The sequence below is a fragment of the Paenibacillus sp. JNUCC-31 genome, from assembly GCF_014844075.1.
Classification (GTDB): domain Bacteria; phylum Bacillota; class Bacilli; order Paenibacillales; family Paenibacillaceae; genus Paenibacillus.
In genome coordinates this window covers 4,705,658-4,729,805 of sequence record NZ_CP062165.1, presented here as the reverse complement: position 1 = coordinate 4,729,805, position 24,148 = coordinate 4,705,658, and the positions used below count along the sequence as shown (strand labels likewise).

Below are 24,148 nucleotides of genomic sequence, written 5' to 3'. Positions count from 1 at the left end.
TTCAGCTCCTTTCTATGGGGTATAGGAGGGAGAAACATGTATCATGAATCTCCCTCCTGTATGAATCCTATGATCAAATCATCATCGGTTCCCAAGCACCCTCACCCTTGGATTCCACGCCAAAATCATCGGAATATGCTGGTTCCCTCAATGCCAGGGCATGCCCATGCAAAAGGGGATATACATCTCCATTTCTCTCCAAGGCCCGAAGTTCTTGATCGTAAATATTCACCGTATACTGCTGAGCCTTGCGTAATAACTCACTCATTTCACCAGGTTCAATTTCTCCATTCAAGTCCAAAATCAATTCTTTTCCTTCTTCCCCATAAGGCACAATTACGGGCGTGGCGTTTGTGGAAATGGCTTCGAAATACTTCTCTGCCGTAGCTATAGCATAGTGATTCACAACCTCCGGCTTACAATCATGCTTCTTCTTATAGGCATCCACGTAATAACGATTACGGTCCATCAGATCAAACAAGTTCTGTTCAAGCTTAGGAATGGGGTAATGCATTTTGTCTCCAATATCGTTAAAATAATATTCGAAATAACGGGACATTGCCTTTGAAGATAACAAGTCATCGCCGAGCGAACTCGGGTCATCCTTGAATTCCTGAAGCACACGTTCCGTCTTCTCGGCGCCAATTTGAATCTCAGGCAGATTCGTTAACACCTCATCCGATGAGCGAATGATGTACACATTGCGAACCTTATCTTTCCCGTGCCGATTACATCGCCCTGCCGCCTGAGCAATCGAATCCAAACCAGCCAAGGAACGAACTACACAATCAAAGCTGATATTCACACCCGCCTCAATAAGCTGTGTACTCACACAGATGATCCGTTCACCCTTTGCCAATCTCGGAATAACGCCATACTCCCCGGATAAAACCTCTTTGCGATGTGCTGCACACATATTGGTGCTCAGATGAACCAACTGAACGCCACTCTCTCTCAGCCATTCCACCTCAATCAACTGTTCAAACAGTTTACGGACGGCTGTTTTCGTGTTCAAAATGACCAGCACACTGTCCACTTCCCTCATCTGTTCCTGGATAAAGGAAGATACTTCCTCTGCGTCCCAACCCGAAGGTGAATCCCTCGTAAGGTCCTGTAAATCAACTCGTTTGAAGCTTCGCCCCACCTCATCTAAATTCTCAATAATCTCCGGCTGCTCCGAGAAATGCAGCTTGTACTTTACAAAATCCAATGCAGGCTGAGTCGCTGTACAGAGCAACAGGCTGGATCTCCCAATCACATTCAGGAAATTCAGTGCAGCATTAAAGAGGGAGATACAATGAACCGGAACCGACTGCACTTCATCAAATACAATGACTGCATTGGAAAGCTGGTGTAATCTGCGGACGTTTCGGGTTCCTTTGGCATAAAAGGTGTTCAAAAACTGAACCATCGTCGTAAAAATAATCGGCCGATCCCAATGATCACGGGCAAGCTTGAGATTCTTTTTGCGTAAATCCAGAGTTTCCCCTTCGTCGCCCTCATGGCGTTCGTCATCCTTGTCATCCACCACGTTGGAGTGATGTTCCAAAATCATGTCATCGTTTTTCAAAATACTGCGGATCTCAGCCGCATTTTGTTCAATGATGGTGGTGTAGGGAACGATATATATAATCCGTTGTTTGTTATGTTCAATGGCATGTCTTAGCGCGTAGCGCATACTAGCAAGCGTTTTTCCCCCGCCTGTTGGTATGGAAAGGGTGTACACTCCTGATGGACGATACGCAAATTGTTCGCATTGCCGGGACATTTCACGTCGCAATTGATTAATGGGTGTGTCTACTATACTGCCGTGCTCAAGCTCGCTTAAATGTTGAGATAGTAATTCATAGCTTTGTTGAAAAAACAACTTGTAATCGATTTCTTCTGTCGATGTTTCGTTTTCTTCAAATCGTCTTGTATTGGTTCGATCCGCGTCAATCAGGCAGCTAAAGATATATTTAATAAGCAGCGCTCCCGCAATTCGTGGAAGTTTATTTTTATTGATGATCTGTATGTATTGTTGAAGCTCTTGGGTCGCTTGCTCAAACATATGGTCGAGTTGGTCTGGGGGATTGTGCTTGAGAAATTCTACTTTTGCCTGCTCATATTGATCTAGTTCCCTGGAAATGACTCGCTCCATATAAGGTGAGGCTTTATCAGGTGATACGTAGTCTCTTAGACCCTGATGATGGGAGATAATACAATTGGCAATCCACTCCGCGGTGTACTTTGACTCAAGCGTTGTGCCACTTCCATGGTAAAGGCTGTGCAGTAGCTTGCCCCCAGCAGTCGAATGATCAACTGAACCTTTGCGAGGAGGGGCATCCGGGTTTGCGACAGCTTCCTGAATGTAGTTTCGAAAAAGATCTGTATTTTTGCCCATATCATGCAGAAGACCAGCAATGCCTGCCAAATATTTAACGCCGATCTTCTCTCCAGCCTGCTCCGCCCCTTGCTTAACCTCTACTAAGTGATCCTGAACGGTTTGTATTTTTCCATCCTTTTGACGGATATGTGCAATAAAGGTCATTAAGCCTCGATTCCTTTCAGAAAAGGGATTCAAATCCGTTTCCCATACTCATTAATTGGGAAAATTACTTATATTAACCTTTCGACTTCAGACGACAAACTCCTTTTTTATTACCCAAAAAAATCCTTAGTTTCTACCCCTATCAAGTAGTGTTAAACTTGTTATATCATTGACTCGGATTCAGTTACAGAGTATAATATTGTTAGATAAAGTTAATTGACTCGCACATTGGTTCGACCTAATTAACTTTCCTATAAGGGAAACTTCATGTTAACTCGTACATTGGTCCGACCTAACATGAAGTTTCCCTTTTTGTATTGTGCATATTGAAGTCCAATATTGGGTATACTATATATGTGGCCGCACATTGGTTCGACCACATTAAGGGAGCGTACAATGGTATGCTCCCTTAATTGTAATCACCTGTACTCCCATACTGTTGGGGACAAAGGAGCTATCCTTTTTTGATATAGTTCTATTAATTCTTTATTATTTGCTTTACGAGGCGCATATCCATATTGGAATCGAAAAAAGACAGTTGTAAGAAATACAATGATGTCGGCTAACTGTACTAACTGGCAATGGTGTGAATTCTGAAGGAAAGAGCTATTATATATACGATCGCTGGTCGTCTCCTGTCGGATAACTTGAATTAAGAGTTCTCTCTCTTCGTCGCGTCCGTTGTCAGGAATAACAACTCCTGTTTCATTCCTTTGAATGAGTTCTTTTTCTATTAATTGAATTAAATTACTCATTCCAAGCTGGTGCATGTTAGTATGACCTGTATCACCTGTATTTTGTTTATATGTATTTTTATTAATTACAGAGGCAAGCACTTTACCTCCATGTTGATCAATAAGCTCTAACATTTCTTCAGCGAGCTTAAACCGATCATTGATCGGAATTTTGGAATACAGATCGTCCCCATCAAAGAAAGACTTACTGTGAATTTCATACTTTTGAAAGAACGGTAACGTATTAACCTGTTTACTTGTCAATCCTTTTATCTCACCTTTAATTTGCAAAGCTGCTTTAAAGGACAGTGCTTCAAAATCACGTTCAAGACCTATAACACTGGTGTTAGGAACTAAAATCCCACCATAACAAACTACAGGTTGTTGTTGCATATCTCCAAATCCATTATTTCCAGACTCGTCTAAATAAAATCCATTTATCACATATTCCCCTCCTTGATTTCTTATAGGTTAGTGAAACCATATATTCTCTTAATTTTGTGCTATTTATGTACTTCACAATTTTAATAATAACTTGCGCATCCTCTTAAAGGATGCGCCTTTTGCAACAAAACTCCACAATGACAATTTAGCATTTTCAATCCACGCAAATAGCAGAAGATTTAAATAATATCAAACCCATCCACACAAATAACTCACCATTCGCCTATTTCTCAATCACGGTTCGGATCAAACCTGAATCGAAGACTAGGCGCTAGTTTAACTCGTGGTTCCACCTCCGTTCGGCCATGCAAATCTTTTTTAAGAGTTCATTCTCTACTTGGAGCAGGTGAATCTTTTCTGTAATTTTTTTTTTACACATGGGTTGATCTTCATCCCCTTGTCTCAAATCGTTGCATACAACAAAAATACCCCATAGAGAGACTTTTTTAAAGTGTCTCCTCTATAGGGTACAGTCTATACTTTGGATAGATTTTCTTTATTCAGTCGATTATTTGAAAATTAATGGCCAACGCCATGATTAAATAACTGCATTATACTCTCAATCGGGAGTGCTACTAACGTTGCCAAAACAATTGAATACAACATATTTAGAGCATTTCTTTTCTTCATCATAACATCCCCTCTAAGATAGATTTGTAAAAGCTAATCTGTGCATGTGTAGCCTGATCTCTGGTTTTTTCAAAAAGCGCTACATATTTTATCTTATTATGATTAATCTTAGGAGATATTGCCAAACAATTGAGTAAGATATCGATTGCATCGGGATCATTATTACTTCGGGTATAATACAGCGCCAACTCAAAACTAAATTTAAGATAATATGAGATATCAATATCCGACATTACGGTAGTATCACCAATCGAACGATGTTCTTCAAATAGATACTCTAACTTCTTAATAGGTAAATTATTTAAACGATTGGCTTCAAGCAAAGTCAATAATCCAGATATAATCTCACCTTTTGACTTTTGAATGTAAGCCACGTATTCATCAAGCTTTGTAGCATTACCCTCAAGTAAATCCAAAACAATTAAATTGATTGTGGCTATATCGCTGTAAAATTCAATTTCATTAAGTGTCTCTTGATTAGTCAATTTAATCCACTGAAAATCACTATATTGCAATATGCATTCCCTTGCTTTATCAAACTCTAGTAGTTTTTGATACGCTATTCCTTGCATCAAACGACTGTATCCAATGTAATATACTATTGCCCGCTGTGTATGTATTTCAACGATGTCCTGTTCCTTAGTCAACATTTGTAAATTATATATACGAAGTGATTCTTCATAAAGTGTTTCACCTAACTTAACGACCTCTCTCCAGTTGTCAAGACCATAAGCTATTCTGAGAAGTGTCACAGTCGAGTCTAATCCGTATCCATCATAATACCTCGACATACCCTTCCTCCTCATTTTACAATTAATAACATTATATTGATTTTTCTACCATAGGTCAAATCTATTGTTTAGCAAAAAACCTTAAAATATGCTGCATTAATAGAACATTTCTATACTCAATATTTTTTATTTCTCTAAAATAAAAAAATCCTACCCTCTTACCCATGTTTAGCATGAGAAAGGTAAAACTTTTTTAGGGATTCGATTTGCATTCCATAAGGAGGGCGACGTCCAGCATCAACTTTATATTCGAAGCATAAGAATTTCAATCCACACACTCATGTTTAGAGTGCGACAACAGAAAATAACGTATAGTCGTTTAAAAAAAGATGTTTTTAACGTTATTCTATCGTTTAGTAAAGATGATAAATTCATCTTAATACAAATAATCGAGTGCCAAAAGGGGACAATAATAGCTTAATCGACAATTTTCGAGGTGCGAATCTCCTAGAGATTTTATGTGAGCTTAACATTCGCACCAGTAAAGCAGCGCTTTTTTACAGGTCTAATCTTTGTTACTTTAAAAATACTATTTTGATAATATCAACATCTAAAGAACCAAAAAATATCCAATGTATTTGATCTTATTCTATATGCTGCTATGACCATCGCATCATATTTTTATTGAAGACGATCAAGCTTCAAATTCATATCAACACGTTCTGGAGTCCACAATAAGACATCCGTGAGAAATGTCAAAGCATCCATGCCACACAATCTATCCATGATTGACTCTATCAGTTCTTTGACATTTCCTTGGGGGTGCTCAGCGAGAATTATTCCTCCGGTATCTCCATTAATATATAAGTGATCTACGTGAGCAACTTTGTGTACATGCCGCAGCCATAGCGTACCTTCGTCAAGGAAAAAAATATAACTTTCATTCAAGACATAGCCTTGGTAAATATAAAAATCCCGAACGTCATCACTACAGAAGCTAATTCAATACGATCTGACATACTTAGGGACACCTCTTTTTCATTAGATCGCTATCAAAATCTCATATTTCTGTAACTTAATAGATTAGTATAATTATATTTTTGTTCTGTACCGCCTCAGCCTCAGCAAAGTCTAACAATTTTCTTAATATATCTACTTGAATCAAAAATCATTTTTCATGCATAGTAATCCTTCGTTCTGAGATATCGCCCCCATATACAAAAATAAATAAAATCTTTTATGAACTAAAAGTTCGATTTGTTATACATATAGTATAACAAATTAGATTTTTATTCAATACTAATTTATACAAAAAGTACGACTTCTTGTATTTTTAGTCCATATTCAATAAAATACATGTATATACACACTTTTTTCTTGGAGGTTAATGATGGCATTAAAACCTAGCTATAAACCAATGGAGATTACTCTAATTAAAAAGGACAAGACTAAAACTTACCTGCGTACTCAACTAGGTATTTCACCTTCTACTCTAGCCAAAATGTCCAATGGAGAGTTTGTTGCGTTAAGTGTGATTGCACGTATTTGTGAAGAACTACAATGTCGTATTGAAGAAGTTGTTGAATTTATAGAGGAGTAAATTTAAGTGGATTTGAAACAGCGGATTTACTTTATATAGGTAAACTTGTCTGCATTTCACATTAATTTACGACAACTACCAACCGATACTCCTTTCCAACAAGAAAATTTGATGTTCATGCAACACAAGTTCCGATAATTACTTTTTGAAAAAAGGTAATCATATTATCCTGATTTAGCACATATATCATCAACTTTTGAATAAAAGAGCCTATTAAGGTTCAATCTCCTCTAATATCATCCCCACAATCGAACGTTCAGTAATCGAAAAAGACAAGCTCGCATCTATTCACTTCGCACTCTATAGATGGCGCATCTATTTTTGAACCCACAAATTTTTTTAAGGAATATAATTGGAATTCTAAACCTACAGCGCTGTATATAAGAACGGTAACACGTTCCAGCATTTTAATTTCCTTTTTTTATTTATCTTCCTCCTTATCTACGCATTCCATTCGGATTGTAGCTCCAATGGATGGGTGTCCACTTTGATCGTAACCAATTTCAATTCACGCACTCCATACGGAGTGCGACACCATTGTCACTGCTGAATTTGGCGGTGTTCCTTGATTTCAATCCACTTACTCCATACGGAGTGCGACATTAACGAAGACGGAACTTTCATCCGCTTGGACAATTTCAATCCACGTACTCCATACGGAGTGCGACTCTAGCCAGATTTTATAATTCTCTCTCGCTTCCTATTTCAATCCACGCACTCCATACGGAGTGCGACAACACGATTGGGAAAATGATGCAACCCCCATTTAGATTTCAATCCACGCACTCCATACGGAGTGCGACTGGATGTTTCTTCTGTCTGCTTTCCATCCAATGTTATTTCAATCCACGCACTCCATACGGAGTGCGACAGAAATCAATACGCAAATACCCCTTTGGTAACAATATTTCAATCCACGCACTCCATACGGAGTGCGACAATTTGATCCGCCGATCAGTGAGGGCAAATATAGAATTTCAATCCACGCACTCCATACGGAGTGCGACGCCCGATTGCGCTGGTGAATGTTCTTAATCCAAACATTTCAATCCACGCACTCCATACGGAGTGCGACCCGACTAACTAGGAGGCGCGTTTGTATGGTAGTGATATTTCAATCCACGCACTCCATACGGAGTGCGACGCTATCTCCCGGCCTTGCGGTAATCGACGTTAAAATTTCAATCCACGCACTCCATACGGAGTGCGACTCTGCAACAACAAACATCGGGAGCGAGGGTGAAAATTTCAATCCACGCACTCCATACGGAGTGCGACCAACAGTGGTTGTAGGGCAGGCAAGAATGCTAGCTATTTCAATCCACGCACTCCATACGGAGTGCGACTCTTATCGCGAGTCTTAAGCGCGTAGTCCGTATAATTTCAATCCACGCACTCCATACGGAGTGCGACCATTTTAATCCGCGAAAGTGTATCGGTCAAGCTATATTTCAATCCACGCACTCCATACGGAGTGCGACCTGTACCAGCGACTATTATCCGCTTCGCCTAAAAGATTTCAATCCACGCACTCCATACGGAGTGCGACTGGAACGAGGATCAGGTAAGCCTAGCTGAGTTGAAATTTCAATCCACGCACTCCATACGGAGTGCGACGCGAGATTGGTTCCTTACGGCCGGACATCAACTCCTATTTCAATCCACGCACTCCATACGGAGTGCGACTGCATTAACTTCATAGCCAGGACCATAAGTCTAAGTATTTCAATCCACGCACTCCATACGGAGTGCGACAAAAGAGAACTACGAAGCGGCCGAAAAGTTGAACATTTCAATCCACGCACTCCATACGGAGTGCGACAAAATAGGAGTTGTTACATTATGTTATCAGTTACCATTTCAATCCACGCACTCCATACGGAGTGCGACTCATCATCTAAAAAATAGGAGTGTGTGTTGTTATGATTTCAATCCACGCACTCCATACGGAGTGCGACACCAAGAGGTTGATGATTTACTACAGGCCCTTATGATTTCAATCCACGCACTCCATACGGAGTGCGACTTAAATATTACTGCCAACTACTCCCCACTGGATATTTCAATCCACGCACTCCATACGGAGTGCGACCAATACAGCGCAGCAGAACATTGGTAACAGACAGATTTCAATCCACGCACTCCATACGGAGTGCGACATAGCAGCTTGGGCTTTCTTCTTTCCAGTTCCGATATTTCAATCCACGCACTCCATACGGAGTGCGACATTATTAGACAATGATAATAATCGCGCAAGATTGATTATTTCAATCCACGCACTCCATACGGAGTGCGACTGTCTCGTCAAGCATCTCCCAAGCATAAGCTTCAATTTCAATCCACGCACTCCATACGGAGTGCGACCAGATACAGCTTTCCATGCTTCAAATATGTTTCCAATTTCAATCCACGCACTCCATACGGAGTGCGACTTGAACCACTGTGCAGGAGGCTTCATTCCTGGTTGATTTCAATCCACGCACTCCATACGGAGTGCGACAGCGAAAAAACACGTATCTTAACGATCCGATCCATCAAAAACACGTTTTTTCACTATTATTCTATGGCTTTCCATATCATAATTCAATCTATTCCTGTCTACGTTATGCCAAAAGGCAATAATTGCCCCCTTTTCGACAAAATCTGAGGTGCGAATCCCCCAGGGTTTTCATGTGAGCTTCACATTCGCACCTGCCTAAGTCACATCCTGATTCCACTGAATAACCTCCTCACTCCCCCCATGTACATTATGACAAAGATCACATCCACTCTGCCCGTTCGAGTGCTACAGTTATAAACGACCAATTGACCAATTAAGTAATTCAGTCAATTCCGGGTTTACCTTTAACATTCCATACGACTAGGAGGTGGATATGCCATGAGAACAATCGATCGAAGGCAGCAAGTCATTGACTCGGCTGAAAAATCGTTCGCGTTGTTTGGTTACAAAGCAACAACCATGGAGCAGGTTGCAAAACTTGCCAATGTAGGCAAGGGAACCATCTATACTTTTTTCGAAAACAAGGAAGAACTGTTCGACGAGATTCTCCACTCGATCATTACCGATATGAAGCAGATTACAGAACAAACGGTAAAGGAAGAGAATTCATTTCTGGATAACGTACACCTTAGCATGGACTCTTTGTTGGAATACAGGGAAGAACATGAACTGTTGATCAAACTGTTTCAGGAAGTGAACGAGTTCGGTACGCCTCAAGCGAAGGAAGGTCTGCAGAAAGTAGAGACTGCGATTCTTGAATATTTGGAGCGGCAAGTAAGACGTGCCATGGAACTACAGCAGATTCGCGAGGACGATCCCAGACTGGTCTCTTTTGTCCTGTTGAAGCTGTATGTCACCTTAACATCCGATTGGAACAAAGCGCATCCTTCGCTGAACAAGGATCAGATCAAGGATTTTGTGGGCCTCTTTCTCAAAAGTGGATTATCTCCTACATAAAGAAAGATGTGCGGCTGAATCCTTTAATAGATTAGAGAAAGAGATAGTAACAGAGTAGCGTAATGATGGGGAGAGAACATGATGAAATCATTCACTGTATTTGGGCAGGACTTCAAGTCCGCCTTCAAGAAACCAAAAGTTTTTATTCCGATTCTCGTGGTGCTGTTCATTCCTGTGCTATATAGCGGTCTGTTCCTTAATGCATTCTGGGACCCTTACGGCAAAATGAATGAATTGCCTGTCGCCGTGGTCAACACGGATCAGGGGGCAACCTACAACGATAAATTGCTGGAAGTCGGACAGAATCTGGTCGATGAATTGAAAAAGAGTGACGACTTCAACTGGCAATTCGTAACACGGGAACAAGCGGAGCGAGGCATGGAAGACAACACGTACTATATGACGATCGTTATTCCGGAGGATTTTTCAGCAAAAGCAACCACGCTGATGGATGACCATCCCCAGCCGGCAGAGCTGATCTATGAACCCAATGAAGGATACAACTTCCTCGCGGGTCAGATTGGCGGGACGGCGGTCAAACAGATCAAATCCAAAGTCTCCGCCAAAGTGACGGAATCGTATACTGAAACGTTGCTGGATCAGGTGGAGAAAATCTCTAGCGGTTTGGCGGATGCCGGAGATGGCGCAGGTCAGATTAACGAGGGTGCGGTCAAGCTGGACGAAGGTGCCTCCAAATTGAAAGAGAACCTGTCCAAACTGGCGGATGGAACCGACCAACTCGAAACAGGTATGACCCCGTTAAAAGAAGGCACGAGCACCTTGGCTCAAGGTATTGGCGAGCTTCATACGGGAGCCAGCTCCCTTTCCAATGGTTTGTCCCAATTGGCGGCGGCAGGCACGAAGCTCGGTGATGGAGCAGCCCAAACTGAAGCTGGCGGTAAACAGTTGCAGGCCGGGATTCAATCTGCTCAGAAAGGAGCAGCCCAATTGGATGCAGGACTGGCGGCATCCGAGGAAGGCAGCGCCAAGCTGACCACAGGATTGCAGACTTCAGTCGAAGGCAGCGGCAAAGTAAGTGAAGGCGCCAAGGGCGTTGCGCAAGGTCTTGCCCAATTAGCTGAGGCCAGTCCAGAGTTAGCTGCTAACCCGGCTGTACAACAGTTGCTGGCAGCAAGTCAGGCTGTTGCTGCTGGTAGCGAACAGGTGTATCAAGGCGGACAGCAATTGGTCGAAGGCAGCAAACGCCTGCAAGCTGCGCAGCAACAACTGCATCAAGGCAGCAGCCAGTTAGTACAAGGACAACAGCAGCTTGTAGTAGGAGCAACGCAGTTGTCTGCTGGACAGGAACAGCTTGCGACAGGTCTCCAACAGTTCAACTCCAAATTATCTGAGGCTGCTACTGGCGGAGCCAAACTTGCAGAGGGTTCGAGTCAATTAAACGCAGGTGCAGGGAAACTGGTTGATGGGTTGAACCAACTTTCAGATGGAATTACGACCATTGCCGACGGTTCTCGCAAGCTGGATAATGGCGCAGGAGATTTAAAAGAAGGTACCGCCAAGTTAACCGACGGCTCTGGTGAACTTGCCACCAAACTGAATGAAGCCGCCGATCAAACGGGCAGTGTGAAAAAAACGGATGAACTTGTAACGATGTATGCCGAGCCCGTTCAGGTGGATGAACATAAACATAACGAAGTGCCCAACTATGGTACAGGATTCTCACCATACTTCCTGTCATTGGGGCTGTTTGTCGGGGCATTGATTGCAACGCTGGTTGTACCCACACGCGGCAGCTCGGTTGCCGATGCGGGCAGCTGGAATCGTTTTGTGAGCAGAACATTGGCCTTCACGATCATGAGTGCTGTGCAGTCCCTGCTCGCTTCCTGGCTTGTCTTGTCTGGCCTGGGCCTTGAAGTTCAAAGCATACCTTTGTTCCTTTTATTCAGCTTTGTTACGAGTCTAAGCTTCATGTACATCATTCAAGCCCTGGTTACTTGGTTGGAGAATCCCGGACGCTTCCTGGCGATCCTGATGTTAATCTTCCAACTGACAACCAGCGCAGGTACGTTCCCGTTGGAACTTATTCCGAATTGGCTGAAAGGTTTCAACCCATGGCTGCCGATGACCTATTCGGTAACCGGGTATAAAGCTGTTATTTCGAGTGGACAGTTTGATGTGGCTTGGGATCAGATCGGAATTTTGTGCATCTTTGCGGTGATTGGGCTGGCGGCTACCTTCACCTATTTCATGGTGCATCGTACGAGTGAGATCGAAGAAGTAAGCGGTGAGGCAGCACTTCACGTATAAAATGGGAAAATAAAAAGCAAGGCATGTGTATAAGCAAGGCCCACGTCTGGAACACAGCGGGTGTTTGCTTATACACGGCCTTGCTTTTTTAGTGAGGAGACAAATGCAGATCGCCCTTTCTCATTCCACATATCCTAATATGAAGAAATCTCGCCGCTGGAGAATGCGAGAAATGCAACCAGCAGGAACAAAAAGATAATCGCATAAATTGCCGTGCCAATGATGCCACAGACGAGACCAGCAATCGCGAGTCCTCTTCCTTGTTCCATGCGAAGCTTGATTTCTTTAAGAGAAATAGATGCAAATATGATAGCAACAATTCCAATCAGAAACCCCAAGTATGGAATCATGATTGACAAAATTCCCATGACAAGCGCTGCGATAGACTTGCCATTGGTTTTGGGTATTACATAAGGTGGTGGCGGAAGCGGATCGCTATAATAACGATCTGCATCATGCTGACGTTGGTCCAAAGGTAAATCCTCCCTGTTTATTAAGTATTCTCATTATACTTGATTAGCTTGGAAAATATGCTCCATTATTTGTAAATATTCCGATTTTATTAAATATATTTACTTTATCGACCGCAAACTAAGAGCACCTAAGAACACAGAAATTATGATATTCTAATTTAAGGATAAGGAGGTTTATTATGTATAAATTTGCACCTTTACTATTGTCGGTTACTTTTTTGATGACAGGCTGCAGTGGATCGGATACGTCTGTCGAAGCTTTGAAGTCGATGGAACTTAACCAGGAAAATATGCAAACCATCAAGGAATTACGGGAAGATAACGCTCGCCTTCAGGAACAGATCGCTCAAATTCAAGAGAACGTACATAGCGAGGAGCTCAGAAACAATTTAAGAGAAACTCTGAACATGACGTTTAAGCTGATCTCTGCCATGGAGTCTGGAGATACGGCGTATATTGAATCCGTATCCTCCCCTAATGTGGATATATCCACAAACAACAATACCATGACTATTCATAATGCAGGCCACTCCTATGAAGTCAATTTCCTTCAGGGTATACAGTGGGGTGAATTCGAATTCAGAGGTTACAATCAAAAAGATACGGACCATTTCATGCTATTCATAGCACAATACATCACGACAAAAGGTTTGGAAGGATATATCGCGTATGAGTTCTCTTTTGTCCGTTCCCCAGAAGGCATTTGGCTGTTTGACGGCTACATCTCTTGAATGGAACTTTTCCAAAAAAATAGGTCTTTCTCAAAAGGAATTCTGCCTCGCTCCAAGCGCTAACGAACCTACCGCACCTTAAAAGGCAGATCATCAACGGTTGCAAGATTTAACGAACCTCAGTAACGCTATTTCGTCATCAAAGGGCTTCAAAACCTAAAAAATCAAGTGAATCGACGAAATAACGTCTCTGTGATTCGTTAGATCTCAGATCTGGGCAAATGGGAGCGAATAGCGTGTGTCAGGTTCATTAAAACAAAATAACGCTAAAAGAGGATGCCCCGTCATATTCATGACTTATGGGACATCCTCATTTTAAATATTTCTAGTTACCCTTCCACTTCCACCCGCTGCAAAAACGTACGTGTGCGCTCCAGCTTGGGATTGCCGAAAATCTGCTCCGGCGGACCCGCCTCGGCGATTTCGCCGTTGTCCATGAAGAAGACGCGATCCGCGACATCGCGGGCAAAGCTCATCTCATGCGTGACGATCATCATCGTCATATTCTCCTGTGCGAGCTGCTTGATGACACGCAGCACTTCTCCCGTCAGCTCAGGATCGAGTGCCGAGGTCGGTTCGTCGAACAGCAGAATATCCGGCTGCATCATCAGTGCGCGAGCAATGGCTACGCGCTGTTTCTGTCCACCCGACAGGTTGGCGGGATAGGCATCCGCCTTGTCGGACAGCCCTACTTTACCGAGCAATTCCAGACTGCGCTGCCGAATGATCGCCGAACTTTCTTTTTTCAACGTCTTCGGTGCCAGTTCCAGATTCGCCTGTACGGTCAGATGCGGAAACAGATTGAAATGCTGAAAAACCATGCCCATGCGATCCGTAATCTTCCGAATATCCGCGCCACCCGCGTACGATCCGTTCTCAGCCAGCGTCTGTCCTTGAATGCGAATCGATCCACCCGAAATCTCTTCAAGATGAATCAGGCTGCGCAGCATTGTACTTTTACCGGAACCTGAAGGTCCGATCACGGCAATGACCTCGCCCGGCTCCACGTTAAACGATACCTGCTTCAGCACATCGAGTGTACCGAATGATTTTCTCAACTGATTCACTTCTATAATATGGGTCATATGCAGACAGTCCTTTAATTGATCAGATTGGATAACTTCATAAATTTCTGGTCCGTGCGTGTTTACTCAAATGTATAACGTTTCTCCAGTGCCTTGAAGAACAAGGTGAGTACCATGGTCAGCAACAAATAAATAATACCGGCAATCAGGAATGGGGTCAGACGGAAATCCCGGTTTACCGCAGCCTGTGCATAGTGGAGTAACTCAGGTACAGCAACTGCATACAGCAACGCCGTATCTTTGATCAAGGTAATGGATTCGTTCGCCGTCGCAGGCAAAACAACCCGGATCATCTGTGGAATGATGACCTTCGTCATCGTCTGCCATTTGCTTAGGCCCAGTACCTGTGCAGCTTCATGTTGTCCTTTATCAATCGAGAGCAATCCGCCTCTGAAAATCTCGGCAAAGTACGCACCATAATTCAAAATAAAGGCCAGTGCCGCTGCTGTGAAGCGGTCAAATACAAGATACTCCCCCACGCCTGGAAGCAGCGGAAGACCAAAGCAGAAGAACAACAGCTGAAGCATCAGAGGCGTTCCCCGCATCACATATACGTACGTATGAGCGATCCATGCCAGTGGCTTGAATCGGCTTTTCATCAACAAGGTTACTCCAAATCCAAGCGGTACAGACAACACAATCGCCAGCAAAAATAAAAAGATTGTGGTCTGTGCCCCTTCAAGCATGGGCTTCATAATGCCCGAGAGATATTCCCAACTCATCGCAATCGGCTCCTCTAATCTGTTAACCCCGCATTCCTCAGGAGACTTGCTCCATTTTGGAATCCGGGGTCATGTTGTTTACATATGTCAGGCAAGTGCCTGGACCTATTTCAAAACTTTATCTTCACCAAACCATTTGGTGGATATCTCGGCTGCTTTGCCATCGGCATTCAGCTCATCCAGTGCTTTTTGCAGCTGATTCAGCAGTTCCTCATTACCTTTTTTCACACCAATACCGTATTGTTCCGGAGCAAGGGATTCATCCAGCAATTTGAACGTTCCCTCTTCCTTGGACATGTAATATCTCGCGACCACTTCGTCGATGATGACAGCATCCAAACGTTTAGTCTTGAGATCAGTTAGCGCCAGTACGTTGTCCGGGAATTCGGAAGCTTTCACTTTATCGTTCAGAGGACTTGCGGCAAGTGCATCAGCCGCAGAGGACAGAGCCTGCAACCCTACATTTTTGCCATCCAGTTCATCCAGTTTCGTGATCGGTGAGTCCGCGAGTGTGACTGCAACCTGACTGTTCTCCAGATACGGCTTCGTGAACAGCACTTTATCTTTCCGCTCATCCGTAATTGTGTAACCGTTCCAGATCAGGTCGATGCGGCCGCTGTTCAGCTCCGATTCTTTGGAAGACCAGTCAATGGGCTGAAACGTAATCTTTTTCCCCATTTTCTCCGCTGCCGCTCTGGCATAATCAATATCAAAACCAACAATTTCATTCTTGTCATCCCGGAAGCCCATTGGAGCAAACTTATCATCTATTCCCACAATAATGGCATGTTCATCCTTGCTTCCCGAGCTGGAACAACCCGCAACAACAATCATGCATATGCTGATCAGTAATAGAAATATCGCTTGTTTTCTCATCTCTCTAACCCCTCCATGTCTATAACCAAAACCCAAACGCTTTAGTTCGTTACCACGTTATCAGAGTCTTATAATAACATAGCATGAAAGAAGAGTCGAGCCTCTTGTCCTTTTCCATCTATTTGAATCCACTTAATTGTCAACAATTTGTGAAAAAGCTTCTTTCACTTGCGCCGGTTCCACCAGCTTCTCATGCACAAGCGAATCCCATTTCCCCGTCTCCTGAAACTTCTTCAGTTCCGTTCCAGCCCACTGCTGAGCAACATTCTTCTCTTGCTTTTCGTCTGGAAGATATTAGGGAGGTGGATAAAATAAAATTCATCAAAACAATGAGAACATTGTCTTCAGTCGTGTTCCTTACAACTTTGCTGATATTATCCGGCTGTAGTCCTGCTCCAAGTAACGGTACAAACGAATCCGGCTCACCCCCAACGACCAATCCAAAGGAAGCAGATATGGGATCTCAACAGGACAAAGCTCAGGAACCGGATTCCAACTTACCCCAGGAACTGCCTACGCCAACTATCCAGAGCGAAAGCGGCATCTCTATTCCAGCTGTACAGGGCAGTTATTGTTGGAGTGGCACCTGCGCTGATTATGTGGGAGGTATGGACTTGCTAAAAGGGCATACATTTGTGCCTGTCCTTGTTGGCGAAGAAGTATCCATACATATGGGCACTGATATTCCGCCTGATGAATGGGATCTGTTTGAATATATAGAGGAGCAAGTCGAGCCTATCGCTTCCACGGATGGGACCTTCCAACTTCCTAAGGAACCAGGAACACATTATTACGGAGCATCTGTCCGTTGGACTTCAAGTCAAGATTCACAGGTCAGCTTGGGAAGTACTTCTTTTGCTTTTGCGGTTCGTGTTGTGGAGAAAAAATAGAAACAAATAAGGGCCCTCAATAATGAGAGGGCCCTGTTTACTGTTTATATTCATATTCATTTGGTTATTTCTTGCGATCATATTCTTATTCCTATTTCGTTGTTGTACATCCTGCCTCTATCTATTGCTGCACTTTCTCGCGATCTTTCCCTTTATCCGATTCACCCGCATTTTTGTTGGCGGCATCACGATCCTGCTGCATCTCCTCAACGGTTTTCACTTTGAGACGTGCAGCACCTTCGTAATCCTTCGTAGGAATCAGGTTGCCCGCAGCGAGTCTTGCTTCTGCCGCGGCAATGGCATCCCCATATTGCGGCAACCACTGAGCTTGGGCGACCAGCATTTCATCGACCATTTGCCAGATCTCTTTTGGATTACATACTGCACCCACAAGTGGGTCCATCATGAATGCCTGACGCAATAGTTTGTCATCACCATGTACAGCAGCTTCAACCGCAAGCCGTTGTACAGAAATGCTTACGTTACACACGGCAGCCGGACCGAGCGGCAAATCGCCTACAAGCGGCATCGAAATGCCGTTGCGGTCCACATATCCTGGTGCTTCAATGATTGCATCATCCGGCAGATTGGAGATTACACCGTTATTGACGGTATTGAAGTGTCCGCGGTATACACGTCCCGTCTCCAACCCTTCTATAATGTAGGAACCATGTTCCCCGCCCCGTTTTTCCTGGGCAAATTGCTTCGGCTCATCTTTCATCCAGTTCGGGAAGTCGGTCTCAAACCAATTTCTTCCTTCTGTACATACACGCAAGTACCCGCCTGTCTCGCCATTAATCCAGCTGTCCAGATCGATCCAATCCTTGATCTCTTCAGGACGTTTGCGGTACCAAGGTACGTATTCGCTAAGGTGACCATTCGATTCCGTACTGTAGTAACCAAATCGGCGCAGCATATCAATCCGCACTTTCTCGGTACGGCTATATTCCGGATGTTTCTCGAAGGCTTCGAGCAAATCACCCGTAAGATCTTTGCCTTCATGGGATGCCTTGATGTACCAGGTCTGATGATTAATGCCGGCACATACAATATCCACTTCATTCATTTTCAGCCCAAACGCTTCCGCAATCTGGTGATGTCCGTGCTGTACCCCATGACATAGTCCGATCGTGCGCACGCCGCCGTACTTGTTGCAGGCCCACGTCAGCATGGCCATCGGATTGGAATAATTGAGGAGCAGAACATCCGGTGCACTTTGCTCACGAATATCCTTACAGATGTCCAGCATCTCGGCAATCCCGCGCTGTCCATACATAATCCCACCAGCACACAATGTATCGCCGACACATTGATCCACCCCATACTTGAGCGGAATGTCCACATCGGTTGCAAAAGCTTCCAACCCGCCTACACGAATTGTACACAGTACATACTTCGCATCCTTAAGCGCTTCTCTCCGGTCCGTTGTCGGCTGAATCTGAATATTCAGTCCATTCTCGCGGATATCCCGCTGACACAGCTCGGTAACCATGTCCAGATTATGCTGATTGATATCGCAGAACGCAATTTCAATATCCCTAAACTCCGGTACTGAGAGCAAATCCCGCAGCAGCCCCCTTGTAAATCCGATACTGCCTGCCCCGATAAATGCCACTTTAAACGACATGCACAGTTCCCCCCGTAATCCGAAATGATTGGTTTCGGTTAATGATTTCATTCAGTAATATTGGACTTGGAATTACCATTTCCTGATGAAGTCATTGTATCAACGGAGAACACGTAAGCGTTATCAAAATCATGACCTGTTCACGTAAAGGTTGTCAAAAATCCTAACTTCTGTGTCCCAGCTTATTGGCACTCTCCTACTCGGAACAAATCAGACGATCTATCCGCCCCTATTCATCCGAGGGATAATGACTGACATGTCGCTCTATCGAGGAACGGAATTCAACCGGAGTGTGTCCTGTATATTTCTTGAATAACATATGAAAATATTGCCTGCTCCCTACGCCCACATAATCGGAAATTTCGGAGATGAGGATATCCGTCTGTTGCAGCAGCATCTTGGCCTTCTCCATTCGAAGCATCGTCAGATAATCGGTAGGCGTGCGCTTCGTGTGCTGGCGAAAAATACGGTGCAAATAGCCCGGATGCAGATTCACTGCTGCCGCGATATCCTTCATCTGAATATGGCGATCCATATTGTGATGCATGAATTCAATCGTCCTTTTCACATACAGCTCTGTCTGATCCAGTGCACTTCGGTTGATTTCCCCGCGAAGTCGGGCGACCCGAACCAGCAGTTGGATAAACAACGTGCGTACCAGCGTACCTTGCTCAGGAGACTTCAGATCACGGGATTCACGATGATGCGAGCGTTCCTCCGGCGGAATAATCCGCATGGGTTTAGAAGATCTTCCCTGCTCCATCAGACCTCGTTGATCCAGCTCCAACACCAGGCTTTTCATAATGTGGTACACCTCTTCCGGGTCAGGCAGTACCAGATAAGGCGAGGCTTGAGTGAGAAATGCATGGACTTCTTCCTCCTCCAGCGCGAGTTGGCGAATGGAAGGCTGCCCTGGCTCCGACCTGGCAACTCCAAACTCCACATTCAGCATGCGGCACGGGACACCATCCTGTACCAGCAGTCGGTGTGGGACCCCGGCGTCCAGCAGAATGAACTGCCCTTTTTTCAATACAGCCTGTTCCGAGCTCCCATCCGGCATCTGTACGTCGACCCGGCACATTCCCGAAATAATGTACATGATCTCAGTGGAATCATGGTCGTGATAGGACATTTGGTAGTTAGCCCATTGCTTGTAATAATACGCGTAGAAACGCGGTCCATAGTCATCTGTGCGCAGTTTCTCCTGAAACAGACTGCCTGTCCAATGTTTTGCTTCCAATGCCTGCACCTCCGTTGCTGCAACGATCCTCACTTTTCTCCATTGTAACAAGTCTTGGCGATGTATTTCACCCGTTCAAAAAAATATCATTGCTATATTAAATTAGATAATCATATAATTAGATTTATAACTAATAAATTGGGTATTTATCCAATCTATAAGCAGGAGGTTTTGAGGGCATGAGAACTACATTTTTCCTAGTGAGGCATGGGATCAAAGAAAAGCGAATCGGTGATGTTCCCATCACATCCGAAGGAATAGCACAAGCTGAGTCAACAGCACTTCATTTGGCTAATGCGCCTATCACCAAGATCGTTTCAAGTCCACTTCGAAGGGCAAAGGAAACCGCAGAGTATTTTGCTTTGAAGACTAAAGCTATTGTGACTGAAGACCAGCGTCTTCGCGAACGCGCCAACTGGGGGGACCTGCCTGAACAAACATTTGAAGAATTTATTGCCATGTGGGACCGATGCACAATTGATCCACACTACCTTCCACCCGTGGGTGATTCATCCAAACAGTCAGGGGAACGTTTAGCCTCTTTCCTAACCGAACTGGCGAACACAGAGCCACCGGATAGTCATATTGTTATCGTTACTCATGGCGGGTTAATTACGGATTTTCTGGTAAACACATTTCCAGTGCATGAGCTTAACGTCTGGCATCCTGATTTTATAGCCATGCAAAGTCAACTGATTCCCGAATGCTCTATCACCACATTGATTCATGAAAACGGGAAGTACACCATTCAAGATTTTGCATCCGTAGCACATTTGAAATGATGATGCTGTCTGTTTCGGTTTAGCCACCTAAAAAAAGCTCCGAGTAATCCTCCATACGCCTAAACGCACCCGAGGTTACTCCAGAGCTTCGCTGTATTACAATAGTAAACAACTTCTATAACAAAATAGTACTTTTGGAATTACGCCCTCGGAATTACGCTTTTGAATTTACGTTTCCAGATGGCATCCCCCAGAGCACGATGAATCACCATGCTGGTATGCGTTCTCAAGCCCAACCTTCAGATAATCTGTGTTTTGGGCCTCTTCTCACTTATCACCTATCACCTATTACTTCTTACTTCCCACCCTTACCCGACTTGGGCGTGTGGAACTTGGGCAGTGTAACCTTCGACCAATCGATATCCGAGGCCATATAGAAGGATGGGTAGGACGGTTGATTGTATCCACTGTTCTGTCCGGCAATGCCGACACGATACATCGCGTCATGCATCAGCGTGTACAGTTTGCGGTCGGTCTTCTCGGTGCTCAGATAGATGCGGATTGCCAAGCTGTCCTCGGTTCTCACCAGCATCTCTTCCCGCCAATCCCCAAAGATATCCGCTACGAGTGATGGCGTTCCTTTGGTATAATTGTTGGTCAACGTTCCGGTTGCGGTTAACAGCGTACCCCGATTCCAATCCTTGATCGTAGGTGTGACATCGATGGCCCCGTCCACGATCTGAGTTGTCATATCGGCCGCCCAGCGAATGTTCATATTAGTACCAGGGGCTTTATCGCTTATCTTCTCACCGCTGGCTGTCCACAATCCCACAGCCCATGTCTCCAACCCTCGGCGGGTCGGATCCACATCACCAATCATGCCGCGTCCGGTATCTTTGCCCGTGTACCCACCATAGATCACTTTCCCGGTCTTCGCATCCCGCAGGGAATATCCGTATGGAGCCCAAGGGCCGCCCTCATGCACCATGAAGATCTCCAGTCCCGGACGTTCCGGATCAATATCGGCTACATGAAGTGCGTCACCATGCCCCAGACGAGCGATCGTTCCCGGTGCAGCACTCTGTGCAGGCATCAGGTCCGTGGAGCTGTACAGCACAATGCCATCATGATCAATCGTGGCCGAGCCGTATACAATCTCCTGTTTACCGTCTCCATCGACATCAGCGACACTAAAATAGTGCGCGCCTTGCGTTGTGATGGAACCATACTCCGGATCTGTACCATCCACTCCATGCGGACCGTCATTGAACGGGTTCTTCATCGGTGTCCAGCCACTGTCCACTTTCCATTCACGCTTGAGCTTTTTGCCATCCCAGTTGTAGGCGACCATGGTGGAACGTGTGTAGTAGCCGCGTGCAAAGATCGCAGACGGTTGCTTCCCGTCCAGATAGGCCACGCCTGCCAGGAAACGGTCTACCCGGTTGCCCGGTTCGATGCGAGCCATCGCGTAATCGCCCCACATCAGCCCATCATCCTGCCGTCCCGGCTCATAAGGAATCGTCTCCAGCTCTTTGCCTGACTCTCCTTCGAACACCGTTACATACTCAGGCCCATCCACGATAAAGCCTTCGAACTTGCGCAGCTCATTCTTGTCACTGCGGCTCGGTGCATACACATCGATGAAGTAATCGGCCAGACTTTCGGCGTCCTGCTGAGATAATGGATAGGTATACTTTTTCTCCATTCCAAAAGCTTCTTCCAGCGTAGCAGGCCAGTTGCCCTTCACGACCTCTTCATGTTTATGCCAGTTCTTGAACATATCTACGACATGATCATAGTAGCCATCTGCACTTAGACGGTAATCATCTTCGTTGGAGTATCCTGCCTTGCGATCCTGCTTCGGAAGGGTGATGTATTTCTCGGACGTCACTTTCCCTTTTTTGTTATATTGAATTATCTTAGTACCCGGAGCGGTCTTGAACATCATCTCAGCCTTGCCATCCCCGTCAAAATCATAAACGAGCATCTGTGTATAATGAGCACCCGAACGGATGTTAACCCCGAGATCGATCCGGTATAACAATTGTCCGTCCAGCGTGTAACAATCCACGTACGTTTTACCGGTGTAGCCTTTTTGCGAGACATCCTTGGAGTTGGAAGGGTCCCATTTTACAAAAAACTCATACTGACCGTCCCCGTCCACATCGCCCACACTCATGTCATTCGCAGAATATGTGAAGGCTTCTCCCACTGGCGTCACACCATCGGCCGGTTTTTGCAAAGGGATATCGACGTAGCCATTCGCCCAAGGTTGGACAGATGCACTGCGTTTGCTCTCCTTGCCCTTCTTGGTTACCGCTGCCACTTCATAACGCGATGACGATTGGCCTGCCGCATCAACATAGTTGGTGCTATCGGTGACCGTAGCAATCTTCTTGCCATCCCGATACACGTTGAAATCCGTACCTGTCAGACCTTTATCGCTATACCCTGTAGCCTCATCACCAAGCAATCTCCAACTGAGAAAAACACCCTCGGATGTAGAGGCCGCGACCAGACCTCGATCGAGATACTCCAACTGAATGTCCTTCAAAGGTCCGCCCCCCTTATGTGACTGCAGGCTGGCCTCCGCCCCATTGTTTCCATTGGAAGCCGCTGCTCCGCTCGTACCTGCGGTTCCCGCAACGAGCAGGGCCACGCTTAGTGCCGACGAAAGCACCTTGGCTGCAAGTGGCATACGCACCTTCCTCCGATTGGAGTGCATACCTGAAACCGATCTCTTATGTATCGGCGCTGTTGTTTGGAATTTCATCCACCTTCACTCTCCTTGAGACAGAATGGTGATGCTTATAGATGCGTTTGAATCGCTGCGACCTCTGTCAATTCATACTGACGTTCATATTTTTCAAATTTAACTGAATGCGCTTACAAATGTTCAAAAGAATAATCCATGTGAACAGACCTATCAGACTTCTTCGACTCCGTCCCCCTTCCATTCCCTCTCCATCTGAGCAGCTTCATCCTGCCCATCGGGTATTATTATAGTCATCCTGCCTGCTGCGACATAGGCAAATATCCGTCCAAAACGATCAATATTCAGTGTTGTTCTGGAAGGCTCGATGGGGAAATTTGTGCTTACGGTTATGCGGAGCAGCCGTTCCGGTTACAACTGATTCGTTATTTCCCTCCCTGATCCCCGGATGAATGAATGTTCACGCATAATATGTTCAAGTTAGACGCTCTTACGAACCGATTACACCTTATTCTGAAGATAAGTGGGCAATGGAAAATTTAACGAACTCCAGTAACGTTATCTCGGTAGAACTTAGCGAACATGGATTGAAAACATGGTTATAACTTGTCTACGATTCGTTAAACCGCCGCACCTGCTCAATTCCACTAAATAAGATGCGCTCCATTCGTTAAA

16 protein-coding genes and 1 CRISPR repeat array are annotated in these 24,148 nt (G+C 44.8%); of the genes, 6 read left to right on the top strand and 10 right to left on the bottom strand.

Annotated elements, in window-relative coordinates; all coding sequences use genetic code 11:
• Nucleotides 1–73 precede the first annotated feature (73 nt).
• The 3 genes from cas3 to JNUCC31_RS20495 form a co-directional block, all read right to left on the bottom strand.
• Nucleotides 74–2,530, bottom strand: a complete 2,457-nt coding sequence (gene cas3, locus JNUCC31_RS20505; protein WP_192264080.1) for a CRISPR-associated helicase Cas3' — start codon at nt 2,528–2,530, stop codon at nt 74–76.
• Nucleotides 2,531–2,949: 419 nt separating this feature from the next.
• Nucleotides 2,950–3,708 (bottom strand): DUF3800 domain-containing protein, encoded by a 759-nt coding sequence (locus JNUCC31_RS20500; RefSeq protein ID WP_192264077.1) that lies wholly within the window; start codon nt 3,706–3,708, stop codon nt 2,950–2,952.
• A gap of 629 nt (nt 3,709–4,337) precedes the next feature.
• The gene (locus tag JNUCC31_RS20495; RefSeq protein WP_192264074.1) at nt 4,338–5,129 is read right to left on the bottom strand and encodes a hypothetical protein; all 792 of its coding nucleotides are present in this window, start codon (nt 5,127–5,129) and stop codon (nt 4,338–4,340) included.
• Between the two features lie 1,330 nt (nt 5,130–6,459).
• Between JNUCC31_RS20495 and JNUCC31_RS20490 the strand changes: the two genes are divergently transcribed.
• From JNUCC31_RS20490 to JNUCC31_RS20480, 3 genes are all read left to right on the top strand, one after another.
• Nucleotides 6,460–6,669: a helix-turn-helix domain-containing protein gene (locus JNUCC31_RS20490; protein ID WP_091036871.1), complete on the top strand. Its 210-nt coding sequence runs from the start codon at nt 6,460–6,462 to the stop codon at nt 6,667–6,669.
• Between the two features lie 500 nt (nt 6,670–7,169).
• A CRISPR array of direct repeats spans nt 7,170–9,169; the repeat unit is 33 nt; unit sequence ATTTCAATCCACGCACTCCATACGGAGTGCGAC.
• 378 nt (nt 9,170–9,547) lie between these two features.
• Nucleotides 9,548–10,126 (top strand): TetR/AcrR family transcriptional regulator, encoded by a 579-nt coding sequence (locus JNUCC31_RS20485; RefSeq protein WP_192264071.1) that lies wholly within the window; start codon nt 9,548–9,550, stop codon nt 10,124–10,126.
• Between the two features lie 81 nt (nt 10,127–10,207).
• Nucleotides 10,208–12,394, top strand: coding sequence for a YhgE/Pip domain-containing protein (locus JNUCC31_RS20480; protein WP_192273179.1), 2,187 nt, complete (start codon nt 10,208–10,210; stop codon nt 12,392–12,394).
• 134 nt (nt 12,395–12,528) lie between these two features.
• Here the strand turns inward: JNUCC31_RS20480 and JNUCC31_RS20475 are convergent, their stop codons facing one another.
• Nucleotides 12,529–12,867 carry a DUF4190 domain-containing protein gene (locus JNUCC31_RS20475; protein WP_192264068.1) on the bottom strand — a complete coding sequence of 113 codons (339 nt, stop codon included), beginning with the start codon at nt 12,865–12,867 and terminating at the stop codon, nt 12,529–12,531.
• Between the two features lie 179 nt (nt 12,868–13,046).
• Here JNUCC31_RS20475 and JNUCC31_RS20470 point away from each other — a divergent pair, with 179 nt between their 5' ends.
• The gene (locus tag JNUCC31_RS20470; protein ID WP_192264065.1) at nt 13,047–13,598 is read left to right on the top strand and encodes a mediator of RNA polymerase II transcription subunit 4; all 552 of its coding nucleotides are present in this window, start codon (nt 13,047–13,049) and stop codon (nt 13,596–13,598) included.
• 329 nt (nt 13,599–13,927) lie between these two features.
• Here the strand turns inward: JNUCC31_RS20470 and JNUCC31_RS20465 are convergent, their stop codons facing one another.
• From JNUCC31_RS20465 to JNUCC31_RS20455, 3 genes are all read right to left on the bottom strand, one after another.
• The gene (locus JNUCC31_RS20465; protein WP_192264062.1) at nt 13,928–14,683 is read right to left on the bottom strand and encodes an amino acid ABC transporter ATP-binding protein; all 756 of its coding nucleotides are present in this window, start codon (nt 14,681–14,683) and stop codon (nt 13,928–13,930) included.
• A 62-nt stretch (nt 14,684–14,745) separates the two neighbouring features.
• Nucleotides 14,746–15,405: an amino acid ABC transporter permease gene (locus tag JNUCC31_RS20460; RefSeq protein ID WP_192264058.1), complete on the bottom strand. Its 660-nt coding sequence runs from the start codon at nt 15,403–15,405 to the stop codon at nt 14,746–14,748.
• A gap of 105 nt (nt 15,406–15,510) precedes the next feature.
• The gene (locus JNUCC31_RS20455; RefSeq protein WP_192264055.1) at nt 15,511–16,281 is read right to left on the bottom strand and encodes an amino acid ABC transporter substrate-binding protein; all 771 of its coding nucleotides are present in this window, start codon (nt 16,279–16,281) and stop codon (nt 15,511–15,513) included.
• Nucleotides 16,282–16,610: 329 nt separating this feature from the next.
• On the opposite strand from JNUCC31_RS20455, the gene JNUCC31_RS20450 reads away from it, so the two are divergent.
• Nucleotides 16,611–17,171 carry a hypothetical protein gene (locus tag JNUCC31_RS20450; RefSeq protein ID WP_228469140.1) on the top strand — a complete coding sequence of 187 codons (561 nt, stop codon included), beginning with the start codon at nt 16,611–16,613 and terminating at the stop codon, nt 17,169–17,171.
• A gap of 121 nt (nt 17,172–17,292) precedes the next feature.
• Here the strand turns inward: JNUCC31_RS20450 and melA are convergent, their stop codons facing one another.
• Complete coding sequence (gene melA / locus JNUCC31_RS20445) at nt 17,293–18,798, bottom strand: alpha-glucosidase/alpha-galactosidase (protein WP_192264047.1); 1,506 nt, start codon at nt 18,796–18,798, stop codon at nt 17,293–17,295.
• 229 nt (nt 18,799–19,027) lie between these two features.
• The gene (locus JNUCC31_RS20440; RefSeq protein ID WP_192264044.1) at nt 19,028–20,038 is read right to left on the bottom strand and encodes an AraC family transcriptional regulator; all 1,011 of its coding nucleotides are present in this window, start codon (nt 20,036–20,038) and stop codon (nt 19,028–19,030) included.
• A gap of 179 nt (nt 20,039–20,217) precedes the next feature.
• On the opposite strand from JNUCC31_RS20440, the gene JNUCC31_RS20435 reads away from it, so the two are divergent.
• Nucleotides 20,218–20,820: a histidine phosphatase family protein gene (locus tag JNUCC31_RS20435; RefSeq protein ID WP_192264041.1), complete on the top strand. Its 603-nt coding sequence runs from the start codon at nt 20,218–20,220 to the stop codon at nt 20,818–20,820.
• A 295-nt stretch (nt 20,821–21,115) separates the two neighbouring features.
• Here the strand turns inward: JNUCC31_RS20435 and JNUCC31_RS20430 are convergent, their stop codons facing one another.
• Complete coding sequence (locus JNUCC31_RS20430) at nt 21,116–23,458, bottom strand: rhamnogalacturonan lyase (protein ID WP_192273178.1); 2,343 nt, start codon at nt 23,456–23,458, stop codon at nt 21,116–21,118.
• Nucleotides 23,459–24,148 lie beyond the last annotated feature (690 nt).